General features: G+C 71.6%; 28 protein-coding genes and 1 riboswitch. Of the genes, 14 read left to right on the top strand and 14 right to left on the bottom strand.

What is annotated here, in order from left to right; genetic code table 11:
* Window positions 1-3: 3 nt before the first annotated feature.
* Both ACFVDP_RS11745 and ACFVDP_RS11740 read right to left on the bottom strand, forming a co-directional pair.
* A complete protein-coding gene (locus ACFVDP_RS11745) occupies window positions 4-1,251 on the bottom strand; it encodes a metallophosphoesterase (RefSeq protein ID WP_383487058.1) in 1,248 nt (415 codons plus the stop codon).
* A gap of 12 nt (window positions 1,252-1,263) precedes the next feature.
* Complete coding sequence (locus ACFVDP_RS11740) at window positions 1,264-1,506, bottom strand: SCO4848 family membrane protein (RefSeq protein ID WP_383487055.1); 243 nt, start codon at window positions 1,504-1,506, stop codon at window positions 1,264-1,266.
* A gap of 109 nt (window positions 1,507-1,615) precedes the next feature.
* Between ACFVDP_RS11740 and ACFVDP_RS11735 the strand changes: the two genes are divergently transcribed.
* Window positions 1,616-2,866: a D-alanyl-D-alanine carboxypeptidase family protein gene (locus tag ACFVDP_RS11735; protein WP_383487052.1), complete on the top strand. Its 1,251-nt coding sequence runs from the start codon at window positions 1,616-1,618 to the stop codon at window positions 2,864-2,866.
* Here the strand turns inward: ACFVDP_RS11735 and ACFVDP_RS11730 are convergent.
* From ACFVDP_RS11730 to ACFVDP_RS11715, 4 genes are read right to left on the bottom strand one after another with little or no spacing between them, the layout of a single operon-like run.
* Window positions 2,787-3,707 (bottom strand): YihY/virulence factor BrkB family protein, encoded by a 921-nt coding sequence (locus ACFVDP_RS11730; protein WP_383487049.1) that lies wholly within the window; start codon window positions 3,705-3,707, stop codon window positions 2,787-2,789. The genes ACFVDP_RS11735 and ACFVDP_RS11730 overlap by 80 nt on opposite strands.
* The gene (locus tag ACFVDP_RS11725) at window positions 3,695-4,180 is read right to left on the bottom strand and encodes a GtrA family protein (RefSeq protein WP_383487046.1); all 486 of its coding nucleotides are present in this window, start codon (window positions 4,178-4,180) and stop codon (window positions 3,695-3,697) included. Before ACFVDP_RS11725 ends, ACFVDP_RS11730 begins: the two co-directional genes overlap by 13 nt.
* Window positions 4,177-5,127, bottom strand: a complete 951-nt coding sequence (locus ACFVDP_RS11720) for a decaprenyl-phosphate phosphoribosyltransferase (protein WP_383487043.1) — start codon at window positions 5,125-5,127, stop codon at window positions 4,177-4,179. Before ACFVDP_RS11720 ends, ACFVDP_RS11725 begins: the two co-directional genes overlap by 4 nt.
* On the bottom strand, window positions 5,124-5,645 hold the full coding sequence (locus tag ACFVDP_RS11715) for a phosphatase PAP2 family protein (RefSeq protein WP_383487041.1): 522 nt from the start codon (window positions 5,643-5,645) through the stop codon (window positions 5,124-5,126). Before ACFVDP_RS11715 ends, ACFVDP_RS11720 begins: the two co-directional genes overlap by 4 nt.
* A 132-nt stretch (window positions 5,646-5,777) precedes the next feature.
* On the opposite strand from ACFVDP_RS11715, the gene ACFVDP_RS11710 reads away from it, so the two are divergent.
* Window positions 5,778-7,178 carry an FAD-binding protein gene (locus tag ACFVDP_RS11710; protein WP_383487038.1) on the top strand — a complete coding sequence of 467 codons (1,401 nt, stop codon included), beginning with the start codon at window positions 5,778-5,780 and terminating at the stop codon, window positions 7,176-7,178.
* A 46-nt stretch (window positions 7,179-7,224) separates the two neighbouring features.
* The gene (locus tag ACFVDP_RS11705; RefSeq protein ID WP_383487035.1) at window positions 7,225-7,980 is read left to right on the top strand and encodes a decaprenylphospho-beta-D-erythro-pentofuranosid-2-ulose 2-reductase; all 756 of its coding nucleotides are present in this window, start codon (window positions 7,225-7,227) and stop codon (window positions 7,978-7,980) included.
* Window positions 7,981-8,206: 226 nt separating this feature from the next.
* Here the strand turns inward: ACFVDP_RS11705 and ACFVDP_RS11700 are convergent, their stop codons facing one another.
* Together ACFVDP_RS11700 and trpS are read right to left on the bottom strand one after the other, a co-directional pair.
* A complete protein-coding gene (locus tag ACFVDP_RS11700) occupies window positions 8,207-8,794 on the bottom strand; it encodes a 2'-5' RNA ligase family protein (RefSeq protein ID WP_383487032.1) in 588 nt (195 codons plus the stop codon).
* Window positions 8,795-8,875: 81 nt separating this feature from the next.
* On the bottom strand, window positions 8,876-9,889 hold the full coding sequence (gene trpS / locus ACFVDP_RS11695; protein WP_383487029.1) for a tryptophan--tRNA ligase: 1,014 nt from the start codon (window positions 9,887-9,889) through the stop codon (window positions 8,876-8,878).
* Between the two features lie 112 nt (window positions 9,890-10,001).
* Here trpS and ACFVDP_RS11690 point away from each other — a divergent pair, with 112 nt between their 5' ends.
* A complete protein-coding gene (locus ACFVDP_RS11690) occupies window positions 10,002-10,679 on the top strand; it encodes a hypothetical protein (RefSeq protein WP_383487026.1) in 678 nt (225 codons plus the stop codon).
* A gap of 20 nt (window positions 10,680-10,699) precedes the next feature.
* On the opposite strand, the gene ACFVDP_RS11685 is transcribed toward ACFVDP_RS11690, so the two are convergent.
* On the bottom strand, window positions 10,700-12,148 hold the full coding sequence (locus ACFVDP_RS11685) for a glycine hydroxymethyltransferase (RefSeq protein ID WP_383487023.1): 1,449 nt from the start codon (window positions 12,146-12,148) through the stop codon (window positions 10,700-10,702).
* A 29-nt stretch (window positions 12,149-12,177) separates the two neighbouring features.
* Window positions 12,178-12,264, bottom strand: a riboswitch (ZMP/ZTP riboswitch).
* A 127-nt stretch (window positions 12,265-12,391) separates the two neighbouring features.
* Between ACFVDP_RS11685 and rocD the strand changes: the two genes are divergently transcribed.
* Complete coding sequence (rocD, locus tag ACFVDP_RS11680) at window positions 12,392-13,606, top strand: ornithine--oxo-acid transaminase (protein ID WP_383487351.1); 1,215 nt, start codon at window positions 12,392-12,394, stop codon at window positions 13,604-13,606.
* Window positions 13,607-13,618: 12 nt separating this feature from the next.
* Here the strand turns inward: rocD and ACFVDP_RS11675 are convergent, their stop codons facing one another.
* Window positions 13,619-14,809 (bottom strand): glutathionylspermidine synthase family protein, encoded by a 1,191-nt coding sequence (locus ACFVDP_RS11675; protein WP_383487020.1) that lies wholly within the window; start codon window positions 14,807-14,809, stop codon window positions 13,619-13,621.
* 7 nt (window positions 14,810-14,816) lie between these two features.
* Window positions 14,817-15,152: a hypothetical protein gene (locus ACFVDP_RS11670; protein WP_383487017.1), complete on the bottom strand. Its 336-nt coding sequence runs from the start codon at window positions 15,150-15,152 to the stop codon at window positions 14,817-14,819.
* Window positions 15,153-15,264: 112 nt separating this feature from the next.
* Here ACFVDP_RS11670 and ACFVDP_RS11665 point away from each other — a divergent pair, with 112 nt between their 5' ends.
* Window positions 15,265-16,104 carry a hypothetical protein gene (locus tag ACFVDP_RS11665; RefSeq protein WP_383487348.1) on the top strand — a complete coding sequence of 280 codons (840 nt, stop codon included), beginning with the start codon at window positions 15,265-15,267 and terminating at the stop codon, window positions 16,102-16,104.
* A 678-nt stretch (window positions 16,105-16,782) separates the two neighbouring features.
* Here the strand turns inward: ACFVDP_RS11665 and ACFVDP_RS11660 are convergent.
* The gene (locus ACFVDP_RS11660) at window positions 16,783-18,204 is read right to left on the bottom strand and encodes a PLP-dependent aminotransferase family protein (protein ID WP_383487015.1); all 1,422 of its coding nucleotides are present in this window, start codon (window positions 18,202-18,204) and stop codon (window positions 16,783-16,785) included.
* Between the two features lie 46 nt (window positions 18,205-18,250).
* Between ACFVDP_RS11660 and ACFVDP_RS11655 the strand changes: the two genes are divergently transcribed.
* The 4 genes from ACFVDP_RS11655 to ACFVDP_RS11640 all read left to right on the top strand — a co-directional run bounded on the left by ACFVDP_RS11655 (window position 18,251) and on the right by ACFVDP_RS11640 (window position 20,574).
* A complete protein-coding gene (locus tag ACFVDP_RS11655; protein ID WP_383487012.1) occupies window positions 18,251-18,757 on the top strand; it encodes a carboxymuconolactone decarboxylase family protein in 507 nt (168 codons plus the stop codon).
* A complete protein-coding gene (locus ACFVDP_RS11650) occupies window positions 18,754-19,203 on the top strand; it encodes a carboxymuconolactone decarboxylase family protein (protein WP_383487009.1) in 450 nt (149 codons plus the stop codon). Before ACFVDP_RS11655 ends, ACFVDP_RS11650 begins: the two co-directional genes overlap by 4 nt.
* The gene (locus tag ACFVDP_RS11645; protein WP_383487006.1) at window positions 19,197-19,922 is read left to right on the top strand and encodes an isocitrate lyase/phosphoenolpyruvate mutase family protein; all 726 of its coding nucleotides are present in this window, start codon (window positions 19,197-19,199) and stop codon (window positions 19,920-19,922) included. Before ACFVDP_RS11650 ends, ACFVDP_RS11645 begins: the two co-directional genes overlap by 7 nt.
* 280 nt (window positions 19,923-20,202) lie before the next feature.
* A complete protein-coding gene (locus ACFVDP_RS11640; protein ID WP_383487003.1) occupies window positions 20,203-20,574 on the top strand; it encodes a hypothetical protein in 372 nt (123 codons plus the stop codon).
* Window positions 20,575-20,598: 24 nt separating this feature from the next.
* On the opposite strand, the gene ACFVDP_RS11635 is transcribed toward ACFVDP_RS11640, so the two are convergent.
* Window positions 20,599-21,423, bottom strand: a complete 825-nt coding sequence (locus tag ACFVDP_RS11635; protein WP_383487000.1) for a hypothetical protein — start codon at window positions 21,421-21,423, stop codon at window positions 20,599-20,601.
* A gap of 50 nt (window positions 21,424-21,473) precedes the next feature.
* Between ACFVDP_RS11635 and ACFVDP_RS11630 the strand changes: the two genes are divergently transcribed.
* The 3 genes from ACFVDP_RS11630 to ACFVDP_RS11620 all read left to right on the top strand — a co-directional run bounded on the left by ACFVDP_RS11630 (window position 21,474) and on the right by ACFVDP_RS11620 (window position 22,332).
* Complete coding sequence (locus ACFVDP_RS11630; protein ID WP_383486997.1) at window positions 21,474-21,857, top strand: hypothetical protein; 384 nt, start codon at window positions 21,474-21,476, stop codon at window positions 21,855-21,857.
* Between the two features lie 107 nt (window positions 21,858-21,964).
* The gene (locus ACFVDP_RS11625; protein ID WP_383486994.1) at window positions 21,965-22,195 is read left to right on the top strand and encodes a hypothetical protein; all 231 of its coding nucleotides are present in this window, start codon (window positions 21,965-21,967) and stop codon (window positions 22,193-22,195) included.
* Window positions 22,195-22,332 carry a hypothetical protein gene (locus tag ACFVDP_RS11620; RefSeq protein WP_383486991.1) on the top strand — a complete coding sequence of 46 codons (138 nt, stop codon included), beginning with the start codon at window positions 22,195-22,197 and terminating at the stop codon, window positions 22,330-22,332. The genes ACFVDP_RS11625 and ACFVDP_RS11620 overlap by 1 nt, the downstream gene beginning before the upstream one ends.
* A 25-nt stretch (window positions 22,333-22,357) precedes the next feature.
* Here ACFVDP_RS11620 and ACFVDP_RS11615 read toward each other — a convergent pair whose 3' ends face one another.
* Window positions 22,358-22,717, bottom strand: coding sequence for a hypothetical protein (locus ACFVDP_RS11615; protein ID WP_383486989.1), 360 nt, complete (start codon window positions 22,715-22,717; stop codon window positions 22,358-22,360).
* Here ACFVDP_RS11615 and ACFVDP_RS11610 point away from each other — a divergent pair.
* Window positions 22,716-23,291 (top strand): hypothetical protein, encoded by a 576-nt coding sequence (locus ACFVDP_RS11610; RefSeq protein WP_383486986.1) that lies wholly within the window; start codon window positions 22,716-22,718, stop codon window positions 23,289-23,291. The two genes, ACFVDP_RS11615 and ACFVDP_RS11610, sit on opposite strands and share 2 nt — an antisense overlap.
* Window positions 23,292-23,324 lie beyond the last annotated feature (33 nt).

Here is a 23,324-nt window from a genome sequence, read left to right as displayed (position 1 = left end):
GGCTCACGCCTGACGCGACGCCAGTTCGACGACCGTGATGTCGGACGGCGCCCCGACCCGCACCGGCGGCCCCCAGGCTCCGGCGCCCCGGCTGACGTAGAGCTGGGTGTCGCCGTAGGTGTCCAGGCCCGCGAGGGTCGGATTGGACGCGGCGGCGACGAAGTTGCCCGGCCACAGCTGTCCGCCGTGGGTGTGCCCGGAGAGCTGGAGGTCGACGCCGTGCTCGACGGCCTCGTGGATCATCACGGGCTGGTGGGCGAGGAGCACGGCGGCGCGGGAGGTGTCGCGGTCGCCGAGCGCCTTGCCGTAGTCGGGGCCCTCGCCGTAGTTCTCGCCGCTGATGTCGTTGACCCCGGCGAGGTCGAACGCGCCCATCTCCACCCGGGCGTTGGCCAGCGGCCGCATCCCGATCTCGCGGACGTGCGCCACCCACGGGTCGGCGCCGGAGAAGTACTCGTGGTTGCCGGTGACGAAGTACGTGCCGTGCCGGGAGCGGAGGCGGGCGAGCGGCGCCACGGCGGGCGCCAGATCCTCCACGCTGCCGTCGACCAGGTCGCCGACGACCGCGATCAGATCGGGCTGCGTGCCGTTGACGATGTCGACCACGCGCTCGGCGAAGCCCCGGCCGAGTACAGGACCGAGGTGCACGTCGCTGACCACGGCGATCCGGAACCCGTGGGCGGAGCGCGGGAGTTTGGCCAGCGGGACGGTGACGCGCTTCACCTTCGGGCCGCGCAGCACGCCGTAGGCGCCGTTGCCGACGATCCCGGCGGCGGCGACGGCGGACGCGACGCCCACGGTGCGGGCGAGGACCAGGCGACGGGTGGGGGCGGCGACGGGCGCGGGGGCCGGCTCCTGCGCGGCCGCAGATTCAGGTGCGGCCTCCGGCTCCGGCTCGGGCGCCTCGGAGACGGGCTCGGTGCGCCGCGCCCTCCGGTCGAGCACCCGTCCCAGCAGCGGCCGCACGGCCTCCCCCACCAGCAGCGCGAGCAGCAGGTAGAGGGCGAACGCCATCCACAGGAACCCCGGCCAGGCGAGCACCCGTTGCAGGAGGAACGGCGCTCCGGCCCGCTCCGCGATCAGCGCCGCGAACATCAGGACGGGACCGGCCACGAACACCGCGGCGCCCAGCCGTCTGGGCCACCCCGGACCGGCCGTCGTGGCGCGCACCAGGCGTCGGTACGCGTAGTAGTGCAGCCCGGCGAACGCCGCGAGCACGGCGACGACGACGAGGACGATGACGGCGATCATGACCCGCCGCCGCTACGGGGCGCTGCGCAAGGACCGCACACCACGGAACCCGATCACCCCGACCGCCGTCCCCAAGACAAAGGAGACGATCGCGAGGGTCAGGTGCACCCAGAAGTACGCGGTCGGATCCCCGGCGTCGTCGAAGGCGAGGCCGCTGCCGTCCTTCCAGAGATTTTTGGCGAAAGTGACCCAGATGATCCATGACCACACCCCGAAGGCGAGCAGGAACCAGGAGACGGGGCGACTGAGCTTCATGGGTTCAGTATCGCCAGCGCGCCTCGCGCACCGCCGCCGGGGTGGGGCGGCGCGGACACAGGACACCTCGGCGGAGACTTACGGGCCGGGTACCTGTACGTTCTCGTCCGTGTCTGCCCATGAGTCGTACGTCACCTCGTACCCGAAGAAGTCCGCGTACCTGACGAGATCCGCGCTCGTCCTGTCGGCCTGCGCCCTGACGCTGGCGGGACTCGCTCCCGCGGCGGCGGCCGCGGACAAGAAGAACGACAAGCCCCCGGCGACCATGTCGGACGTCGGTGGCGCCCGGCTCGCCGAGGCGGGCACCCAGGTGGATCTGGGCGGCGGCGCCCCGGTCCTGCCCAAGGACCTGACCGCGAAGTCCTGGATCGTCAGCGACGCCGAGTCGGGCGAGGTGCTGGCCTCGCACAACGCGCACTGGAAGCTGCCGCCCGCGAGCACCCTGAAGATGCTGTTCGCGGACACGCTCATGCACAAGTTCCTGAAGACGACGACGCACAAGGTCGTCCCCTCCGATCTGGCGGGCATGGGTGCGGGCTCCAGCCTCGTCGGCGTCAAGGAGGGCTTCACGTACACCGTCCACGACCTGTGGCTGGGCGTCTTCCTGAAGTCCGGCAACGACGCGGTGCACGTGCTGTCCGCGATGAACGGCGGCGTCCCGCAGACCGTGAAGGACATGCAGGCCCACGCGGACGAGCTCCAGGCGCACGACACGCACGTGGTCAGCCCCGACGGCTACGACATGCCGGGCCAGACCTCGTCCGCGTACGACCTGACGCTGTTCGCCCGCTCCGGTCTGCACGACGAGGACTTCGGCGAGTACGCGTCGACGGTGCGGGCCAAGTTCCCCATGAAGCAGAAGAAGGGGAAGACGACCGAGCGGTTCGAGATCCAGAACACCAACCGGCTGCTCACCGGTGACTACGGCATCTCGCCGTACAAGGGCATCGCGGGCGTCAAGAACGGCAACACGACGAACGCGGGCGCGACCTTCACCGGTGTCGCCCAGCGCGGCGACAAGAAGCTCCTCGTCACCGTGATGAACCCCAGCTCCACGGAGTCCTTCGCGGTCTACAAGGAGGCCGCCCGGCTGCTCGACTGGGGTTTCAAGGCCGACGGCAAGGTCTCCCCGGTCGGTCATCTCGTGCTGGCGAAGACGGCCGCCGAGCCGTCGGGCTCGGCCGCGCCGAAGGGTGACGCGGGTCCCGCCAAGCCCGACGCGCACGCGGCGGCGGTCACCTCGACGGGCGGCTCCAGCGGTGTCGGGATCGCGCTGGCGATCACGGGCGGGGTGCTGGTGGTGCTGGCTGCGGCGGTGTTCGTGGTGCGGAAGAAGTGGCCGGCTCAGAAGCGGTCCTGACCCCGGTCGCCGACCAGGCGGCGCAGAACAGCACGAGTTTCGCCGTGAAGTTGATCCACAGCAGCAGGGCGACGGGCGTGCCGAACGCCCCGTACATGCTCTTCGCGGCGACGCCCTTCATATAGCCGCCGAGCAGCATCTTCAGCAGCTCGAACCCGGCGGCCCCGATGAGCGCCGCGGTCACCAGATCGCGGCGCTCGGGCGCCACCCCGGGCAGCAGGGTCAGGATGTAGAGCAGCACCAGGAAGTCCGCGAGCACCGCGACCGCGAAGGCGGCCACCTGGAGCAGGAAGCCGCCCCAGCCGTTCTTGTCGAGGCCGAGCCCCTCCGCGGTGGCGTCCACCGCGGTGGAGGCGACCGTGGACGCCGCGAGCGAGGCGAGGCCCGCTCCTCCGAGACCCACCAGGACACCGGCGTCCTTCAGCTTGCGCAGGACCGGGCTCTCCTCGGGGTCGGGCAGCTCCCACACGGCGCGCAGGCACTCGCGCATCGAGCCGACCCAGCCGACGCCGGTGAACAGGAGCAGCGCGCCGGCGACGAGACCGATGGTGCCCGCGTTGTCGACCAGCGCCTGGATGTCCAGCTGGTCGGAGATCCCCGGCACCTGGTCGCTGATCTTGTTCTGGAGTTCGTGCTGCTGCGCGGTGGACAGCGTGCTCGCCGCGACCGCGGCGGCCACGGTGAGCAGCGGGAACAGCGCGAGGAAACTGATGAACGTCATCGCCGCCGCGAGCCGTGCCCAGTGCACCGCGTCGAGCCGCTCGTAGGCGCGCCAGGCGTGCGTCAGCATCAGTCGGCTCACGAGCGGTCCGACGACGGGGAGCTTCTTCAGCCAGTCCATGATCCAAGCCTGCCCTTGTCGGTCGTTTCAACCGTTTCAACCGGAGTCATGTGGATCGTGCCCGTACGGAAGACCAAGGTCCTGGTACCCCAGAACCGCAGCACCGTGGCCAGTGCCATGCCGACTCCCGCTCCGGATACGGTGTCCGCGCGCCGCGAGGTCAGCCCGAATCCGTAGTGCGACACGGCGAGGCACAGCAACTGCACCAGCGCGCCCGCCACGTTCACCGCGAAGAAGACCCCGTACTGCCGCAGCCGTGCGACCTGCGGCGCAGCGCCCCGGTACGTACCGAGGGCGTTGCCCGCGTACGCCACCGAGCAGCCCGCCACGAAGGAGATCGCCTTCGCTGTGAGCGGGTCGAACCCCGCAGGGCCGCGCAGCCACAGGAACAGGCCGAGGTCGGCGGCGTACGCGCAGAGCCCCACCCCCGCGAAGGCGGCCAGCTCCGGTCCCAGTGCCCGCAGCCGCCTCACCAGTCGGCGACCGCGAGTCCGTACATGGCCAGCCACATCAGGCCGATGACGGCGAGGGCCCGGTCGCGCAGCACGACGTCCTCCGGTTCGCCGGCCGTGCCCCGGTCGGCGAAGACGGCGTAGCGCAGCACGGCGAGGATGAACGCCACCATCGACAGCTGCCGCCAGGGCAGCAGGCTGTCGCGGGCGACGCCGCCTTCTTCCATCGCCCACAGGCAGTAGGCGAGCACGGCGACGCCGGCCGCCAACTGCCAGACGAAGCGCAGGTATCCGGTGGTGTACTGGTTGAGCAGGGCCCGCGTGGCGCCCTCCTTGTCCGCCATCTGCACGGCCTCGGAGTACCGCTTCGCGGAGACCATGAACAGCGCGCCGAATCCGGTGGTGATCAGGAACCAGCGCGACAGCGGGATGCCGAGCGCGACTCCGCCGATCATCGCCCGCATCACGAACCCGGTGGTGACCACGGTCAGGTCGACGACGAGTACGTGCTTGAGGCTGACGCAGTAGGCGAGCTGCATGACGACGTACGCGGTGAGCAGCGCCGCCGTCATCGGGTTGCACAGCGCCGCCGCGACGGTGGGCGCGAGGGCGGCGAGGACCGCGCCCGCTCCGTAGGCGACCGGCACGGGGACCTGCCCGGCGGCCACCGGACGGTTCCGCTTCACCGGGTGCGCGCGGTCGGCCTCGGCGTCGCGCGCGTCGTTGATGAGGTACACCGCCGCCGAGGCGAGGGTGAACAGGCAGAAGACCAGCGGTACTTGGATCAGCGCGTGCCGGGAGAAGAGCTCGCCCGCGGCGGCGGGGGCCGCGACCACGAGTACGTTCTTCACCCACTGCCGGGGCCGTGCGGTGCGCAGCAGCCCCGCGGGCAGCCCGAGCGGCGTGACCCGCTGCCGCACCTCCTGCGGCCGTTCCAGGACCGCCGCGCCCTTGGCGCCGTCCGTCATCGGCTCGCACCCCCGGCCGCCGCCCAGCGTGCCCCGAGCCGCGCGGTCAGCGCCCCCAGGGCAGCGCCCGCCGCCACGTCGGACGGGTAGTGCACGCCGACGACCAGACGCGAGACGCACATGACGGCGGCGATCGGCGGCGCGAGGTGCGCGCCCACCGGCCGCACCGCGCCGTAGGCGACCGCGGCGGCGGCCGCCGCGGCCGCGTGGGAGCTGGGGAAGGAGTGCCGGCCGGCCGTGCGCACCAGGGGTTCGATCCCGGCGCCGGCCTCGGGCCGCGGCCTGCGCACCACGCGCTTCACGCCCATGCTGGCCAGGTGCGCGCCCGCGGTCAGCGCCGTGGCGCGCAGCCAGGCCGGGCGGCGCTCCCGGTCGGCGGCGGCGCCCACGAGCCCGGCCGCGAGCCAGAGCGCCCCGTGCTCCCCGGCCCAGGACAGCGCCCGCGCGGCCGCCGCCACGCGCCGGTCCGAGCCGCAGTCGCGCAACGCTGACAGCAATCGGCGGTCGATGTCGTCCATGTGGCTCACTGTGGAGGCCGACCGCCCCGCAGACCGGGCCATTTCGGTCGACACCCCCTTAATCACCCATTTCGGTGAGGGAATATGAGATTCGGTGCAAAGCGGGCTTGAGCGGACGATACGGTCGCTTTCATGGCTGCAGCCCCTGCCCCTTCCACCACCGCCCCCACGAGCACCGGGTACGACACCGTGCCGGTCACCGGCTGGGGCCGTACCGCCCCCACCTCCGCGCACCTGGTGCGCCCGCGCAGCTACGCGGAGACGGTCGCCGCCGTCCGGGAGTGCGCCGTCACCGGCCGGCGCGGCGGCATCGCCCGGGGCCTCGGGCGCGCCTACGGCGACGCGGCGCAGAACGCGGGCGGCGCCGTCCTCGACATGACCGGCCTGGACCGGATCCACGCCATCGACGCCGCCGGCGGCACCGTCCTGTGCGACGCGGGCGTCTCCCTGCACCGCCTGATGGAGGTCCTGCTGCCGCTCGGCTGGTTCGTGCCCGTCACCCCCGGCACCCGCTACGTGACCGTCGGCGGCGCGATCGGCGCCGACATCCACGGCAAGAACCACCACGTCAGCGGCTCCTTCTCGCGGCACGTCGAGGCCCTCGAACTCCTCACCGCCGACGGCGAGGTGCGGGTCGTGGAGCGCGGCACCGAACTGTTCGACGCCACCGCCGGCGGCATGGGCCTGACCGGCGTCATCCTGACGGCGACCGTCCGGCTCCAGCGCGTCGAGACCTCCCTGATGACCGTCGACACCGAACGCGCCAGCGATCTCGACGACCTGATGGCCCGGCTGACCGCCACCGACCACCGCTACCGCTACTCGGTCGCCTGGATCGACCTGCTCGCGCGCGGCGCCGCCATGGGCCGCTCCGTCCTCACCCGCGGCGACCACGCCCCGCTGGACGCCCTGCCCGCCCGCGCCCGCCGCGCCCCGCTGGCCTTCCGCCCCGGCCGGCTGCCCGCGCCTCCCGCACTCGTCCCCGAGGGCCTGCTGGGCCGCACCACGGTCGGCCTCTTCAACGAACTCTGGTACCGCAAGGCGCCCAGACTGCGCACCGGCGAGATCCAGAAGCTCGCCACCTTCTTCCACCCCCTCGACGGCGTACCGCACTGGAACCGGGTCTACGGGCGCGGCGGCTTCGTGCAGTACCAGTTCGTCGTCGGGCACGGGAAGGAGGAGGCCCTGCGCCACGTCGTGCGGCGGGTCTCCGAGCGGCGCTGCCCGTCCTTCCTCGCCGTCCTCAAGCGGTTCGGCGAGAGCGACCCGGGCTGGCTGTCCTTCCCGATGCCGGGCTGGACCCTCGCGCTCGACATCCCCGCGAACCTGCCGGGCCTCGGCACCTTCCTCGACGAGCTCGACGACGAGGTCGCCGCCGCGGACGGCCGCGTCTACCTCGCCAAGGACTCCCGGCTGCGCCCCGAACTGCTCGACGCGATGTACCCGCGGCTCGCCGACTTCCGCTCGCTGCGGGCGCGGCTCGACCCGGCCGGCGTGTTCCGCTCGGACCTGTCGCGCCGCCTCTCCCTCTGACTCCCCCGACTCTGACTCCCCCGACCCGCACAGGAGTTCGCCTCTCATGAAGGACGCCTTCGGCATCCCCCAGTCCCTGCTCGTCCTCGGCGGCACGTCCGAGATCGGGCTCGCGACGGCCCGCCGCCTGATCACCCGGCGCACCCGCACCGTGTGGCTCGCGGGCCGTCCCTCACCGGCGCTCGACGAGGCCGCCGCCTCGCTGCGCGGGACCGGCGCCGACGTGCGCACCGTCGCCTTCGACGCGCTGGACTCCGAGGCCCACGAGGAGGCGCTGGGCAAGGTGTTCACCGAGGGCGACATCGACATGGTGCTGCTCGCCTTCGGCGTCCTCGGCGACCAGGCCCGGGACGAGGGCGATCCGCTGGCCGCCGTACGCGTCGCGCAGACCAACTACACGGGCGCCGTCTCGGCCGGGCTCGTCTGCGCCCGGGCGCTGCAGTCCCAGGGACACGGCTCGCTGGTGGTCCTGTCGTCGGTCGCGGGCGAGCGGGCCCGGCGCTCCAACTTCATCTACGGGTCGAGCAAGGCGGGGCTCGACGCGTTCGCGCAGGGGCTGGGGGACGCGCTGCACGGCACCGGGGTGCATGTCATGGTCGTGCGGCCCGGGTTCGTGCGCTCGAAGATGACGGCCGGGCTCGCCGAGGCGCCGCTCGCGACGACGCCGGACGCGGTGGCCTCCGCCATTGAGCTGGGGCTTCGGCGGCGCTCGGAGACGGTGTGGGTGCCGGGGGCTCTCCGGGTGGTGATGGCGGGCCTGCGCCACATCCCACGCCCACTGTTCCGCCGCCTCCCGGTGTAGCCCCGCCCCGCCGCCTTGGGCAATCTGCCGCCTGGGGCGGCAGGGTGGGCAAGGCGGCACCCCGGCGCGGGGTCAGCGCCTAATCGGCGGCCAGTACAGCGCCGTTCGCGGGTGCGGCCCCGGTGGGGGCTGAGCGCGCAGTTCCCCGCGCCCCTGGCGGGGCGGAAGGCAGCCCGCGCTCACAGTGTCCCCGGCGGGGCGGAGGCAGCCCGCGATCAACAGGTCCCTAGCGGGGCGGATGCTGGGCCGCGTTTGCGGCGCCCCGGCGTGGGGACTGCGGGGGCACCGTGGGCCCGGGAAAAGTGAAGTCGCGGAGGCGGCGCCATATGCCGTCGGCGCCCTGCTCGTACAGGGCGAACCCGGTGCACGGCCACGCCGCCTCGTAATCGGCCAGCTCCGCGAACGCCCGGTCCATCGCCTCCTCGGCGATCCCGTGCGCCACGGTCACATGCGGGTGGTACGGAAACTGCAGCTCACGAGCGACCGGCCCGGAAGCGTCCCGCACCTGCTTCTGCAGCCACGCGCAGGCCTCCGCCCCCTCCACGACCTGCACGAACACCACCGGCGACAGCGGCCGGAAGGTCCCGGTCCCGGACAGCCGCATCGCGAACGGCCGCCCGCCGGAGGCGACTTCGGCCAGGTGCGCCTCGATCGCGGGCAGCTGCCCGCCGTCCACCTCGGTCGGCGGGAGCAGCGTGATGTGCGTGGGGATACCGTGCGCCGCCGCGTCGCCGAAGCCCGCGCGCCGCTCCTGGAGCAGGCTGCCGTGCGGCTCCGGGACCGCGATCGAGACACCGATCGTTACGGTCCCCACGTCGTACTCCTGTCGTCGTGTGGCGGGCGGGCGGGCAGTGGTGCTGCGGCTGGTGCGCGAGGCGTACGGGCTCGTACGGGCTCAGTGCTTGGCGGGCAGGAAGCCGACCTTCTCGTACGCCTGGGCCAGGGTCTCGGCGGCGACGGTCCGCGCCTTCTCCGCCCCCTTGGCCAGGATCGCGTCGAGGGTCTCCGGGTCGTCCAGATACTCCTGGGTGCGGGTCCGGAACGGGGTCACGAAATCGACCATGACCTCGGCCAGGTCCGTCTTGAGCGCACCGTACATCTTGCCCTCGTACTTCTGCTCCAGTTCCGGGATACCGGTGCCGGTGAGGGTGGAGAAGATCGTGAGGAGGTTGCTGACGCCCGGCTTCTTCTCGGCGTCGTAGCGGATGACCGTGTCGGTGTCGGTGACCGCGCTCTTGACCTTCTTGGCGGTGGCCTTCGGCTCGTCGAGCAGGTTGATCAGACCCTTCGGCGTGGACGCCGACTTGCTCATCTTGATCGCCGGGTCCTGAAGATCGAAGATCTTCGCCGTCTCCTTGAGGATGTACGGCTTGGGGATCGTGAACGTCTCGCCGAACCGCCCGTTGAACCGCTCCGCGAGGTCGCGGGTCAGCTCGATGTGCTGGCGCTGGTCCTCACCGACCGGGACCTCGTTCGCCTGGTACAGGAGGATGTCCGCGACCTGGAGGATCGGGTACGTGAACAGGCCGACGGAGGCCCGGTCCGCGCCCTGCTTGGCCGACTTGTCCTTGAACTGCGTCATCCGGCTGGCCTCGCCGAAGCCGGTGAGGCAGTTCATGATCCAGGCGAGCTGCGCGTGCTCGGGAACATGGCTCTGCACGAACAGCGTGCACCGCTCCGGGTCGAGCCCCGCGGCCAGCAGCTGCGCGGCGGCGAGCCGGGTGTTCTGCCGGAGCACCTCCGGGTCCTGCGGGATGGTGATCGCGTGCAGGTCCACCACCATGTAGAAGGCGTCGTGGGACTCCTGGAGCGCGACCCACTGGCGGACCGCGCCGAGGTAGTTGCCGAGGTGGAACGAGCCTGCGGTGGGCTGGATTCCGGAAAGCACGCGAGGACGATCAGTGGCCATGGCCCCATTGTCTCAGGTGTCCCTCATGGAATGGGGACAGGTGCACGTCAGGTCTGCCACTACGGTGTTCCCGTGACCCGGATCACGCCGGGCGCTGTGTCGGGGGTGAGTGATGCGCGCGATACGGACGGTCCGTCGGGCCGCGTCGGCGGCCGTGCTGCTGGTGCTGGTGGGCGGCGGGCCGGCGCAGGCGAGACCGGAGGGGCCGGGCGGGGCGGACGTGCCCGACCTGGCCGTGGTGATCGCCCCGGGCGCCAAGGCGGGCCCTTCGGTGTCCCTGAACGACACGGACCCGAACTTCGCCCGCCTGGAGCAGCTGACCGCGGAGTTCGACGCGGTGACCGAGCCGGTGCCGAGGGCCTGGGACGACGGCCGTTTCCCGCACGTGGTGGCGACGATCGTGTGGGGCATCACCGGGGTGGGCGGCTGGCCCGAGACGCGGCGGGCGCCGGGCACCGACACGGCCATCGAGCGCCAGGACCAGCTGGTCGTCGCCGACGACGGCACTCCGTGGATCCGTACGGACCCCATGGTCGACGTGAACGACGACGATCTGCGCTGGCACCACGCCTCCCCCGCCCTCGTCGCCGAACTGCGGCACGCCGGAGTGTTCCCGGCGGAGACGGCGGCCGACGCGCACGCCGGCGTACCTCTGTGGGACAAGGTCCGCTGGGCGCTGGGCGGGCTCGTCGCGGGCCTCGCCCTGGCCTGGGCGGTGTGGCGGATGCGCGGGCGGCTGCCGCGTCCCCCGGGAGAACCCCGGGAGCCGCGGCAGCAGCTCGTCGGCTGAAACAGGCCCGGGCCGCTGTGTCAGCCGAGGTCGATCTGCCCGTACAGCGGGAAGCCGGCCAGCAGGTCGGTGGCGCGGTGGGCGACCTCGTCGGCGATCTTCGGCTCCAGGACGTGGCTCGCCTTGGAGGGGGCGCCGGACTTGGTGGTGCCGGGCTCGGAGGAGGTCAGGACCCGGTCGATGAGCGCGGCGATCTCGTCCATCTCGGCGGTGCCCAGGCCGCGCGTGGTGAGCGCCGGGGTGCCGATGCGGATGCCGGAGGTGTACCAGGCGCCGTTCGGGTCGGCCGGGATGGCGTTGCGGTTGGTGACGACGCCGGAGTCGAGCAGCGCGGACTCGGCCTGGCGGCCGGTGAGGCCGTAGGAGGAGGCCACGTCGATGAGGTTGAGGTGGTTGTCGGTGCCGCCGGTGACGAGGGTGGCGCCGCGCCGGGTCAGCCCCTCGGCCAGCGCCTTGGCGTTGTCGACGATGCGCTGCGCGTAGTCCTGGAAGGCGGGCTGCCGCGCCTCGGCGAGGGCGACGGCCTTGGCGGCCATGACGTGCGGCAGCGGCCCGCCGAGCACCATCGGGCAGCCGCGGTCGACCTGGTCCTTGAGGGAGTCGTCGCACAGCACCATGCCGCCGCGCGGGCCGCGCAGCGACTTGTGGGTGGTGGTCGTGACGATCTGCGCGTGCGGGACCGGGTCGAAGTCACCGGTGAGCACCTTGCCCGCGACGAGACCGGCGAAGTGCGCCATGTCGACCATGAGCGTCGCGCCGACCTCGTCGGCGATCTCCCGCATGATCCGGAAGTTCACCAGGCGCGGGTACGCGGAGTACCCGGCGACGAGGATCAGCGGCTTGAACTCCCGGGCCTGCGCGCGCAGCGCCTCGTAGTCGATGAGGCCGGTGGTGGGGTCGGTGCCGTACGAACGCTGGTCGAACATCTTTCCTGAGATGTTCGGTCGGAAGCCGTGCGTGAGGTGGCCGCCCGCGTCGAGCGACATGCCGAGCATCCGCTGGTTGCCGAAGGCCTGGCGCAGCTCGGCCCAGTCGGCGTCGCTCAGGTCGTTCATCTGCCGGACGCCGGTCTTGGCGAGGAACGGCACCTCGACGCGGTCGGCGAGCACGGCCCAGAACGCGACGAGGTTGGCGTCGATGCCGGAGTGCGGCTGGACGTAGGCGTGCCGGGCGCCGAACAGCTCGCGGGCGTGCTCGGCGGCGATCGACTCGACGGTGTCGACGTTGCGGCAGCCGGCGTAGAAGCGGCGGCCGACGGTGCCCTCGGCGTACTTGTCGCTGAACCAGTTGCCCATGGCCAGGAGCGTGGCCGGAGACGCGTAGTTCTCGGACGCGATCAGCTTGAGCATCTCGCGCTGGTCGGTGAGCTCCTGCCCGATGGCGTCGGCGATGCGCGGCTCTACGCTGCGTACGACATCGAGAGCGGCGCGGTACGCGGTGGACTCGGGGGTGAGGTCGGGCGTGGTCATGAAGGGCTGCCTCCGGACACGGTCGGTTCGCGGTCGGCCCAGGCGCACGGCACACAGTTCACGAGCCGCTCCCCGATGGTCGGTCCCATCCCAGCGCGCCAGTCACGGCTCGTTTCTCACATTACCGGGCGCGCCGTCGGGCGAGGTTTCCGCGTCCGGCATGCGAGCCACGATAGGAACGGGCCACAAGCCCGTCCCGCACTGCCCGCCGAGTGCCGTACGAACGGAGATCCCGTGACTTCTGTGACTCCCGACCGCGCCACGCAGGACTTCATCGCCGCGTCCGACGCGCACAGCGCGCACAACTACCATCCGCTGCCGGTGGTCGTCGCCACGGGCGACGGCGCCTGGCTGACGGATGTCGAGGGGCGGCGCTATCTGGACATGCTCGCCGGCTACTCCGCGCTCAACTTCGGGCACGGCAACCGGCGGCTGATCGAGGCGGCCAAGGCCCAGTTGGAGCGGGTGACGCTGACGTCGCGCGCCTTCCACCACGACCGGTTCGCCGACTTCTGCACGCAGCTCGCCGAGCTGTGCGGCAAGGACATGGTGCTGCCGATGAACACGGGCGCGGAGGCGGTGGAGACCGCCGTGAAGACCGCCCGGAAGTGGGGGTACCGAGTCAAGGGCGTACCCGACGGACGGGCCCGGATCGTGGTGGCGAGCGACAACTTCCACGGGCGTACGACGACGATCGTCAGCTTCTCCACGGACCCGGAGGCGCGGGCCGACTTCGGGCCGTACACGCCGGGCTTCGACATCGTTCCGTACGGGGATCTCGACGCGCTGCGGGCCGCGGTCACGGACGAGACGGTGGCCGTGCTGCTCGAACCCATCCAGGGCGAGGCGGGGGTCCTGGTGCCGCCGCCCGGCTATCTCGCGGGCGTACGAGAGCTGACGCGCGAGCGGAACGTCCTGTTCGTCGCGGACGAGATCCAGTCGGGGCTCGGGCGGACCGGCCGGACGTTCGCGTGCGAGCACGAGGGCGTGGTGCCGGACGTGTACGTGCTGGGGAAGGCGCTCGGCGGCGGTGTCGTGCCGGTGTCGGCGGTGGTCGCCGACCGCGAGGTGCTCGGCGTGTTCCGGCCGGGCGAGCACGGGTCGACGTTCGGCGGGAACCCCCTCGCCTGCGCGGTGGGGCTCGAAGTGATCGCGATGCTGCGCGACGGGGAGTTCCAGCGGCGGGCCACCGAGCTGGGCGAGCATCTGCACGCCGAGCTGGCCTCGCTGGCCGGGACGGGGAAGGTGACGCAGGTGCGGGGCCGCGGGCTCTGGGCGGGCGTCGACATCGATCCCGCGTACGGGACGGGCCGGGAGATCTCCGAGAAGCTGCTGGCCCGGGGTGTCCTGGTGAAGGACACCCACGGGTCGACGATCCGGATCGCGCCGCCGCTGGTGATCGGCAAGGAGGATCTGGACTGGGGTCTGGATCAGCTGCGGGCGGTGCTGGGGGTGTAGTACCTCAGGCGGTCACAGGATCACGTGGGGCAGGAAGCGGGCGTACTCGTCCGTGACCGGCCCCGCCGACTCCCGGATGCCGAGTCCGGCGGCCTCGCCGTCGACGACCCAGGCGCCGAGCACCGTGCGGTTCCCGTCGAAGTCGGGCAGGGGCGCCAACTCCTGGTAGCAGCAGGGCTCTTCGGGATCGGGGGTGGCGGGAGCGGAACCCGGTTCGTGCAGGGTGACGCCCTCGCCCTCCCTCCCCAGCAGCGGCTTGGCGACGTAACCGGTGGTGGTGGCGAGGTCGCGGGGGCCGTCGACGTGGGCGGCCAGCAGGTTCGGGTGGTCCGGGTACAGCTCCCACAGGACGGCGAGCAGTGCCTTGTTGCTGAGGAGCATCTTCCAGGCGGGCTCGATCCACAGGGTGCTGCCGGTGCCGCCGCCGTTGTCGAGGGTGTCCAGGACGTGGTCGGCGAACGCGTCCGTGGTCAGCCACTCCCACGGGTACAGCTTGAAGCAACTGCGGATGAAGCGGAGCCGGTTGTCGACGAAGCGGCCCGAGAGGTCGTCCCAGCCGATCTCCTCCATGGAGATCCAGTCGGTGTCGAGGCCCGCCTGTTCCGCGGTCTCCTTCAGATAGCCGACGGTCATCAGGTCCTCGCCGAGTTCGTCGGCGGCGGAGTGCGCGAAGTGCAGGGGGCTGCCGGGCGGCAGCAGGGCCGCCTGGCGCTTCCAGGCGTCGACGAGGCGTTCGTGGAGGGAGTTCCACTGGTCGGCGCCGGGGAAGCGCTCCTCCATCCAGAACCACTGGGGGCTCGCCGCCTCGACGAGGGAGGTGGGCGTGTCGGCGTTGTACTCCAGGAGCTTCGCCGGGCCCGTGCCGTCGTAACGGAGGTCGAACCGCCCGTACAGGGAGGGGAGTTCGTTGCGTCGCCGCCAGGACTCGGTGACCGCGCGCACGACGCGCGGGTCGGTGATGCCGAGATCGGCGAAGCGGTCGCGATCGACGATGTGCCCGGCCGCGGCGAGGCACATCGCGTGCAGTTCCTCGACGACCTCCTCCAGCGCCTCGACCTCGGGCAGGGAGAACTCGTAGTAGGCGCTCTCGTCCCAGTACGGGCGCAGCGAGTCGTCGGGGTAGCGGGTCAGCGGGTAGATGAGCCCCTGCTCCTCCACGATCCGCTGCCAGCCGGGACGCGGGGTGATGGCGTGTCTGCGCATGTCCGCCTCAGCCGCCCGATCCGCCCTTGCCGCCGAATCCGCCGCGCGAGACGCCGGAGCCGCCGGAGGAGCCGCCGGAGGACTTGTTGAACGACCCGCTCTTGACGCGGCTGCCGCTCTTCGAACCTCCGTAGTACCAACCGGCGTTGCCGCCCGACGAACCACTCTTGCAGTACTTGTCGTCGACGACCTTGTAGCCCTTTTTGGTGGTGTAGCTGTCGCGGTCGACGCAGCGCTTGTCCGGGTCGGAGTCGCAGGCGGTGAGGGTGGCGGCGAGCAGTCCTACGCCACCGAGCACGACGGTGCCGGAGCGCAGGCGTCGTCGGGCGGTGCTGTCTGTCATGCGTGTTCCCCCGTGTGTGGTGATGTCTCTGGACTTCTCCGGGCTCAGATTAGAGAGCGCCTGCCGTGGCCACGCACCCGAGTACCCCTAGATTCCCTGTGTGACTCTGGGAATGCTCTGCGCTCTGGCTTCGGCCGTCTGTTTCGGCACGGCTTCGGTCCTCCAGGCCATGGCCGCGCGGGCGGCTCCGCCGGGCACCGGGTCGGGGGTCGACGCGGCTCTGCTGGTACGGGCGTTGCGGCAATGGCGCTACGTGGCGGGCCTCGGCCTCGACGGGATCGGGTTCGTCTTCCAGGTCGTGGCGCTGCGGAGCATTCCGATCTACGCGGTGGGGGCGGCGCTGGCCGCGAGTCTGGCCGTCACCGCGGTGGTCGCTGCGCGGCTGTTGCGGGTGCGGTTGAGCGGGGCCGAGTGGGGTGCCGTGGCCGCGGTGTGCGCCGGGCTCGCGATGCTGGCGCTGGCCTCCGGCGCCGAGGGGTCACGGCCCGGGTCGGACGCGCTGCGGTGGGCGATGCTCGGGGTGGCCGTCGGGGTGCTCGGGGTCGGGGTGGTGGCGGGGCGGCTGCCCGGGCGCGGGCGGGCACTGGCGCTTGGGCTGGGGTCGGGGTTCGGGTTCGGAGTGGTGGAGGTGAGCGTCCGCCTGATCGACGACGTGTCGCCGGGGGCGCTGCTGTCGAACCCTGCGACGTATGCGCTGCTGGTCGGTGGCGGGGCGGCGTTCTTGTTGCTGACGTCGGCGTTGCAGCGGGGGTCTGTGACGGTGGCCACGGCCGGGATGGTCGTCGGGGAGACCGTGGGGCCGGCGCTGGTGGGTGTGGTGTGGCTGGGCGATCGGACGCGGGACGGGTTCGGGTGGCTCGGGGTGCTGGGGTTCGGGGTGGCCGTGGCCGCCGCGCTGGCCCTGGCCCGGTTCGGAGAAGCGCCGTCGCCTCCGGCTCGGCCGGGCGGGTAATTCACCTGCGGCCGGGTGGGGCTGGTCGCGCGGTTCCCCGCGCCCCTGGATTCGTTGTCGCCTGACGCCCGGTGCCCGCGTCCCTGGGTGGTTCTCCGCCTGACGGCCGGTGACCGCTTCTCACGCAGTTCCCCGCGCCCCTGGGTAGTTCATCGCCTGGCGGCCGGTGACCGCGTCCCGCGCAGTTCCCCGCGCCCCTGGGCAGTTCTCCGTCTAACGGCCGGTGACCGCTTCTCGCGCAGTTCCCCGCGCCCCTGGGTAGTTCTCCGTCTAACGGCCGGTGGCCTCTTCTCGCGCAGTTCCCCGCGCCCCTGAGGCAGGCGCTTCGCGCCGCCTCCCCTCGGAGGCTGCGCTCCGCGCGCCTCCGCCTGGGCAAGGGGCGGCGTCTCCATCCGGGGTAGGGGGCGGCGCTTCCGCCTGGGGCAGGGGGCGTTGGTTCCATCCAGGGCAGGGGCGCGTCTCCACCCGGGGCAGGGGGCGCGCCCGTGATGGAGATGGCGCACGAAGTGCGCATCTCCAGGGGCGCGGGGAACTGCGCGAGAAGCGGCCACCGGCCCGCACCCGAACAACAACCCGATAAGGGGCGCGGGGAACTGCGCGGCCAGCCCCCACCGGCCGTCAGCCGAACGACAGCCCAAAAGGGGCGCGGGGAACTGCGCGATCAGCCCGCACCGCGTCCTACGGCAGAACCCGGCACAGCGCATCCAGCGCCCCACCCCACCCATGATCCGGAGGAGTCCCGTACCCGACCACAAGGGCATCGAGCGCCCCCACCCCAACAGCACCGGCATCGGCATGCCGATAACTGGAAAGCCCCACCACACCAAGCCCCTGCCAGGCGGCAGCCCGCACCACGGAGTCCTCGGTACCGGCCGCCAACGGCAACACGGCATGCAGCCCGGCCGCGATCCCGGTGACCCGAACCGAAGGCGCCCGTTCGGCAAGCGCGGCGACGAGCTGGTCCCGACGCCGCCGGTACCGCAACCGGGCAGCCCGCAGATGACGATCGTAGGCACCGGAATTCAGCAACTCGGCGAGCGTCAACTGATCAAGCACCCCGCACGACCAGTCACTGACCCCCTTGACGGCGGCAACCTCCTCGGTGAGCCCGGGCGGCAACACCATCCACCCCAGCCGCAGCCCCGGCGCCAGCGACTTGCTGGTGGTGCCGAGATAGACGACACGGTGCGGGTCGAGCCCCTGGAGCGCGCCGACGGGCTGCCGGTCGTAGCGGAACTCCCCGTCGTAGTCGTCCTCGATGACGAGCCCGCCGGTGCGCCGCGCCCAGTCGACGACGGCGGCCCGCCGGTCGGGATGGAGCGGATCCCCCATGGGGAACTGATGAGCGGGAGTGAGCAGCACGGCCCCGGCCGACCCCAACTCTGCTACCTGGGTGCCGAGTTCATCGAGCGGCAGCGGCCGCGTACGCAACCCGGCACGCCCCAGAATCTCCCAGTGCGGAGGCAGCCCGTACGACTCGACGGCGACGTCGGTGACCCCCCGCCCGCGCAACACGTCCCCCAGCAGCATCAGCCCGTGCGCGAACCCGGAGCAGATCACGATCCGCTCGGGATCCGCGTGCACCCCGCGGGCCCGGGCGAGATACCCGGCGAGCGCGGTGCGCAGTTCGGGCCGCCCGCGAGGGTCGCCGTAGCCGAGGGCTTCGTTCGGGGCGGCGGTCAGGGCGCGGCGGGCGGCCTTGAGCCAGGCGGCGCGGGGGAAGGAGGCGAGGTCGGGGCTGCCGGGCTGGAGGTTGTGGACCAGCGGCCCGGTGGCGCGGCGGGCCGGAACGGGCGCGGGCCGCGCCGTGTCGACGGGCCGCTCGGCGACCCGGGTGCCGGACCCCTGCCGCGCGGTGAGCCAGCCTTCGGCGACGAGGTCGGCGTAGGCGTCGGCGACGGTGTTGCGGGCGATGCCGAGGTCGGCGGCGAGGGTGCGTGAGGAGGGCAGCCGGGTCCCGGGGGCGAGGCGCCCGCCGCGTACGGCCTCGCGCAGCGCGTCGGTGAGCCCGCGCCGCAGCCCGTTCGGGCCGGTGGGATCGATGTGCAGGTCGATGCCGAGGGCCTGCCCGGACGCGGAAGTGGCCCACTCGTTTGCCATGGAAATGGACCATACACGTGGGCTAATACCTTCGTAGGCTCGCAGCATGAACACGAACACGAGCAGCACCACTCCCGAGTACGTCCACGAGCACACCCCGCGCCTGGCCTGGGCGAAGCACGCCCCCGAGGTCTACAAGGCGATGATCCAGCTGGACACCGCGGCGCGTAAGGGCCTGGACCCGGTGACGTACGAACTGGTCAAGATCCGCGCCTCGCAGCTCAACCACTGCGCGTTCTGCCTCGACATGCACACCAAGGACGCCCTGGCGGCGGGCGAGAGCGTCGAGCGGATCGTGCAGCTCAGCGCGTGGGAGGAGAGCCGGCACTTCTACACGGAGAGGGAGGTCGCGGCGATCGCGCTGACCGAGGCGATCACGGTCCTGACGGACGGCTTCGTACCGGACGACGTGTACGAGGAGGCGGCCCGCGTGTACGACGAGGCCGAGCTGAGCCAGCTCATCGCGGCGATCACGACGATCAACGCGTGGAACCGGTTCGGCGTGTCCACCCGCATGGTCGCCGGTCACTACAAGCCGCAGGCCGCCAAGTGACGTTACGTACGCACCACTTGGAGCCCGACGTCCGCCGCGCCCTCCAGACCGCGGGCGCGGCGGCGAAGCGCGGCCTCGGCGATCCGGTCCTGGCCGAACTGGTGATGATCCGTGCCTCGCAGCTCAACGCGTGCGCGTTCTGCCTGGACATGCACGTGGACGTCGCGGTGGAGAAGAACGGCGAGAGCGCGAAGCGGATCGCGCTGCTGAACGCCTGGCGCGAGGCCGGCGACCTGTACAGCGAGCGCGAACGGGCGGCGCTGGCCCTGACGGAGGCGATCACGGTCCTCACGGAGGACTCCGTCCCCGACGACGTCTACGCAACGGCGTCGAAGCACTTCACCGACGCCCAACTAGCCCATCTCATCGGGGTGATCACGGTCATCAACAGCTGGAACCGCCTGATGGTCGCCCGCCGCATCGAACCAGGAGGCCCCGCATGGTGAGCACCGGCGCCACCCTGTTCCGCGCCCTGCACCACGACCGCGCCCCCGGCGACCCGCTGGTCCTGCCCGGCCCATGGGACGCGGCGAGCGCCCGCGCCTTCGAGGAGGCCGGCTTCCCCGCGCTGGCGACGCCTAGCGCCGGGGTCGCGGCATCGCTCGGCTACGAGGACGGTTCCACCCCCGCCGACGAGATGTTCGCGGCGGTGCGGCGCATCGTGCGCTCGGTGTCGGTGCCGGTCAGCGCGGACATCGAGGACGGTTACGGCCTGTCCCCGAAGGAACTGGTGGCCCGGCTCCTGGAGACGGGCGCGGTCGGCTGCAACCTGGAGGACTCGACGAGGGACGACGGCCTCAAGGACCCACACTCACAGGCCGATTGGCTCGCGGAGGTCCGCTCGGCGGCCGGCGACGCCATCGTCCTGAACGCCCGTATCGATACGTTCATCAGGGCCGCGGCTGACCCGATCCCGGAGACGATCGACCGAGCCCGCCTCTACATCGCGGCGGGCGCCGACTGCGTCTACCCGATCGGCGCCCCGCTGACGGCCCTGCCACACCTGCGCGCCGCGATCGAGGGCCCGATCAACGCGGGCACACCGGCGGACGGGTCCGTCCTGAGGGAGTGGGGCGCGGCGGGGGCGACCCGGATCACGTTCGGCCCGGGATTGCAGCGCAGGGCCGCGGCGGCGGTGCGGGAGATCGCGGACGGGCTGCTATGACCTGTCCGCCGTAGGGCATGGGGTGGGCCGGAGCCCGGGGGTCACACCATGGAGAACATGGGCTCGCGCCACTTGTTGCCGTCCACCCCGGCCCGCATCGCCAACTCCTGCCGCTCCAAACCTAGTTCGCGGCGCCGTGGATCGCGGTGTGCCCCTACTCGTTGTGAGCGTCTCCGGCCTGCTCCTGTCGGATGCCGAGATTCGCTTCGGCGCAGGTTGAGGGACCTGTTCCGCGGAAATCAGGTGGCCTGCGGATGCGAAGGCTCAGTACGGTCAACTCGTGTGCTTCTACGGCGAGGTCTACTACAAGCTCCATTACGTGTGCGTCTCGTGCCGCGTCAGCTTCAAGCGGCACACCTACCCGCAGCGGGAGCAGCCGTGCCCGAACTGCGCCAGGCCCCTCGTGTGCGCCGGGCATGACTTCGCTCCGCCGCGCAGGCGCGACGCGCGCGGGTGGTCCGTGGTGGCCGCCGTGCTGGCAGCAGGGCTGCGCTACGAAGGGCGTTCGGCCTGTGGATGCGACCGGGAGCCCCGCTTCCGCCCACGGACACGGTCGGAACTGCGGGCCCGACAGGCCGTCGCGGCCCGGGACGGGCTGGCGCACGCCGAGGTGTTCGCCCGGGTGGACCCTTGGGCGCCGTCGGGCGACTGAGGAGAACCATGGAGGAGTGCTCGTTCAACGGCACTTCGGCTGACGGCGTTCGACGTGGTCGAGGTTGCCGGACAGCAGCGCGTGGTGGGTGAGGGAGAAGTCACCGTTGGGCAGGGCCTGGCCGTCGCCGTAGTGACGGCCCGCCACGCGGGTGGGCAGGAAGGCGCGCAGGCGGTGGCGCATCGTCGCGGGGTGGCCGACGGGGGCGCCCCAGTCGGGCGGGGCCTCGTCGGTGGAGTAGAGGACCCAGTGGTCCACGGGTACCGCCGCGTCGAGGTCCGGTGCCCCGCCGGTGTGGCTGTCCAGGGCGGGCACGGTCAGCCGGTCGGGGTCGAGGGGCGAGTACCAGAGCAGGAGCGGCTTGGCGCGTTGCGCGTCGGCGTTGTCGAAGCAGCACAGCGCGATGGTGTGGTCGGGGAAGTGGTCCGCGTAGAAGCGCAGCAGGTCCGGGTCGAGGCGGGGGCGCCGGTGGGGTGGCACCTGGCCCAGCGCGCCGGGGACAGCGGTGGGGTCGTCCGCCAGGAGCACCGTATAGACGTCGTGTTCGAAGACTCGGACGGCCTGCGGCTCCGCGCTCATCCACGCGATGCCGTCCGCCGCGTTCTCCGCCCTCTCGACGGCAGCCACCATGCGGCGCAGGACATCAGCGTCGCGTCCGGTGGAGAGGAACTGCCGTGGGGTGAGGTGCCTGGTGGGCAGGTGCAGCAGCATGGCGTTCGGGCCGTCGGCCAGGTTGACGGCCGTGTTCTGGTAGCCGAGTACGTGGATCAGCCCGTGTTCGGGATGGTGCCGGCGACCGCAGTACACGATCGTGCCGGAGAACTCCGCCGCACCCGTCGATATGCACATGGCGGCAAGTTACCCCTGAGCGCGGGGGGCCCGGCGGGCAGACTGCGCACATGCGACTCCCCGCCGAAGCCGTTGCCGCCTCAGCCCTGATCGAGGTCGTCAGAGTCTCCGCCCTCCCGACCGAGCCTGGCGCTCCGTACCCCGGCCGGGTGGTGGCCCACTGGGTCGGGAGTGAGGCCGCCGACGCGCTGACCTCGATCGAGAACCTGCCCGGCAGCCAGCAGCACCGCTGCGGGTTCTCACCGGGCTGGGGCGTCCGGGTGTACGAGGACTCTCTCGAACTGGCGCAGTTCGAGGCGGCGTTCTGTTTCAGCTGCCACGAGGTCCGTATGCACGGACCGGCCGTGCCGCCGGAGCTGGCCAAGCAGTTCTTCGACGCGGAGAGCCCGCCGGCCCGGGCTCTTCTCACTCTCTTCCGCGGGGCAGACCGGTAGTCGGGCGACTGTGAGAAATGCGGTGCATATGTGGTGCATCTCCGGTGCTCATGTGATTCACTCCAGAGGTCCGCGCAAAGTCCACCGACCCCACAGGAGCGAGCACCATGGCAGCCCCACACCCCGAGCACCCGGCGAGCGAGCGCCTCTCGGTGACCCTGGCACCCCCGGCCGTCGTCGCGGTCAATGAACTGGCCGAGACGGGGCGCGTCAGCAAGGCCGACGTCATCAACCGGGCGGTGCTGCTGCTCGGATTCGTCGAGCGTGAGCGGGCCAAGGGGCACGAGCTGATGATCCGTACTCCGGAGGGCGAGTTGGAGCGCATCCACATCCTGTGATGAGCGAACTCTCGCCCCGCGAAGAGGCCATCAAGCGTCAGCGGCGCCGGACCGTCTACGAGCGGCTGGCCGAGCGTGGCGCACGTGGTGGCCTCGACCGCCTGAAGAGCGACCTGGAAGCGCGCCGCATAGCCTGATGACGTCACTGGACACCCTCCCCGATCACGGCAGAAGCTCATCGAAGTCGCAGACGGGTACCGCCCGGAAGCCTGCCGCGCGGAGCGCGTTGAGGATCGATGCTGTGTCGGTCACGGCGGCAGCGGACGACGCGCCGGAGTGCGGTTCGCACTCGATGAGCGAGTGCCAGTCCAGGAATTCGTCGCCCGCGCCAGTGCCTTCGTAGTCGTTGTGGGCCCACCTCACATCGAGGCATCCGTACGTCAGCGTGCCGGGCGAGTACACCGGCACGTTCAGAGCCGCCGCGAGCCGCTTCATCAACTGATCACGGCTGTGCGTGGCCACGTAGATCCGGCAGTCGAGTTCGCGTTCCGTGGTACCCGGCCCGGCCGTATCGTCCTCCATGAGCAGATCCTTCACCACGTCGCTCGCGGCCGTCATCTCCGGCGAAGGTGACTCGACGAGAGGCGCGGGGTGCGGGATGCCTGACATGGTCGACGAACTTCCTGTGCGCGTGCAGGTCGGCGGGCAGGTCGTCGAGTGGATGCTCATCATTCAAGGGGACGGACCGTGGGCGCTCACCCTGCGGTCCCCGTCCGGGGTCGAGTGTTCTGCTCAGGGCGACGACGTCTTCGATGCTCTGCGCACCATGCGCACAGAGCTGGCGCCGAGAGGCGTGAAGATTTGTTGTAGCGGGGCGCGGAAGGACGTGAGACCGTCCGGGTTCTCGGCCTCCCACGGGGCTTGGATGATCTACGTCCTGCCTATGTGGCGGCCTCCGACCGTCCGGGACCTGGTCTCCACGTTCGGGTACTGCAAGCCCGGTCTCGTCTCCTCCGTCGAGGAGCAGGACGCCTACTGGGAGCGGTATCTCGCCAACAGGAACAGATGGTTCAACTTCATCAATCCTGTGTGGTGGGCCTACTTCCTCACTGCCTCCTGGGGGAAGCCGAAGTTCCGCGAAGAGGGACTCAGTTGATTGGGGCGATGGTGTTCGGCGTGGGCCGGTGCA

It is taken from the genome of Streptomyces sp. NPDC057694 (assembly GCF_042799415.1).
Lineage (GTDB): Bacteria > Actinomycetota > Actinomycetes > Streptomycetales > Streptomycetaceae > Streptomyces.
The sequence above is the reverse complement of the archived record's forward strand: the minus strand, read 5'-3'. Positions and strand labels throughout refer to the sequence as shown.

Coding starts and splice junctions, on each gene's coding strand:
- ACFVDP_RS11745 (WP_383487058.1), bottom strand. CDS start 1,251: ATGATCGCCGTCATCGTCCTCGTCGTCGTCGCCGTGCTCGCGGCGTTC.
- ACFVDP_RS11630 (WP_383486997.1), top strand. CDS start 21,474: ATGCGACTCCCCGCCGAAGCCGTTGCCGCCTCAGCCCTGATCGAGGTC.
- ACFVDP_RS11675 (WP_383487020.1), bottom strand. CDS start 14,809: ATGCGCAGACACGCCATCACCCCGCGTCCCGGCTGGCAGCGGATCGTG.
- ACFVDP_RS11730 (WP_383487049.1), bottom strand. CDS start 3,707: ATGGACTGGCTGAAGAAGCTCCCCGTCGTCGGACCGCTCGTGAGCCGA.
- ACFVDP_RS11690 (WP_383487026.1), top strand. CDS start 10,002: ATGCGCGCGATACGGACGGTCCGTCGGGCCGCGTCGGCGGCCGTGCTG.
- ACFVDP_RS11610 (WP_383486986.1), top strand. CDS start 22,716: ATGAGCAGATCCTTCACCACGTCGCTCGCGGCCGTCATCTCCGGCGAA.
- ACFVDP_RS11720 (WP_383487043.1), bottom strand. CDS start 5,127: ATGACGGACGGCGCCAAGGGCGCGGCGGTCCTGGAACGGCCGCAGGAG.
- ACFVDP_RS11740 (WP_383487055.1), bottom strand. CDS start 1,506: ATGAAGCTCAGTCGCCCCGTCTCCTGGTTCCTGCTCGCCTTCGGGGTG.
- ACFVDP_RS11710 (WP_383487038.1), top strand. CDS start 5,778: ATGGCTGCAGCCCCTGCCCCTTCCACCACCGCCCCCACGAGCACCGGG.
- ACFVDP_RS11635 (WP_383487000.1), bottom strand. CDS start 21,423: ATGTGCATATCGACGGGTGCGGCGGAGTTCTCCGGCACGATCGTGTAC.
- ACFVDP_RS11685 (WP_383487023.1), bottom strand. CDS start 12,148: ATGACCACGCCCGACCTCACCCCCGAGTCCACCGCGTACCGCGCCGCT.
- ACFVDP_RS11715 (WP_383487041.1), bottom strand. CDS start 5,645: ATGGACGACATCGACCGCCGATTGCTGTCAGCGTTGCGCGACTGCGGC.
- ACFVDP_RS11670 (WP_383487017.1), bottom strand. CDS start 15,152: ATGACAGACAGCACCGCCCGACGACGCCTGCGCTCCGGCACCGTCGTG.
- ACFVDP_RS11705 (WP_383487035.1), top strand. CDS start 7,225: ATGAAGGACGCCTTCGGCATCCCCCAGTCCCTGCTCGTCCTCGGCGGC.
- ACFVDP_RS11665 (WP_383487348.1), top strand. CDS start 15,265: ATGCTCTGCGCTCTGGCTTCGGCCGTCTGTTTCGGCACGGCTTCGGTC.
- ACFVDP_RS11620 (WP_383486991.1), top strand. CDS start 22,195: ATGAGCGAACTCTCGCCCCGCGAAGAGGCCATCAAGCGTCAGCGGCGC.
- trpS (WP_383487029.1), bottom strand. CDS start 9,889: ATGGCCACTGATCGTCCTCGCGTGCTTTCCGGAATCCAGCCCACCGCA.
- ACFVDP_RS11625 (WP_383486994.1), top strand. CDS start 21,965: ATGGCAGCCCCACACCCCGAGCACCCGGCGAGCGAGCGCCTCTCGGTG.
- ACFVDP_RS11655 (WP_383487012.1), top strand. CDS start 18,251: ATGAACACGAACACGAGCAGCACCACTCCCGAGTACGTCCACGAGCAC.
- ACFVDP_RS11645 (WP_383487006.1), top strand. CDS start 19,197: ATGGTGAGCACCGGCGCCACCCTGTTCCGCGCCCTGCACCACGACCGC.
- ACFVDP_RS11660 (WP_383487015.1), bottom strand. CDS start 18,204: ATGGCAAACGAGTGGGCCACTTCCGCGTCCGGGCAGGCCCTCGGCATC.
- ACFVDP_RS11615 (WP_383486989.1), bottom strand. CDS start 22,717: ATGGAGGACGATACGGCCGGGCCGGGTACCACGGAACGCGAACTCGAC.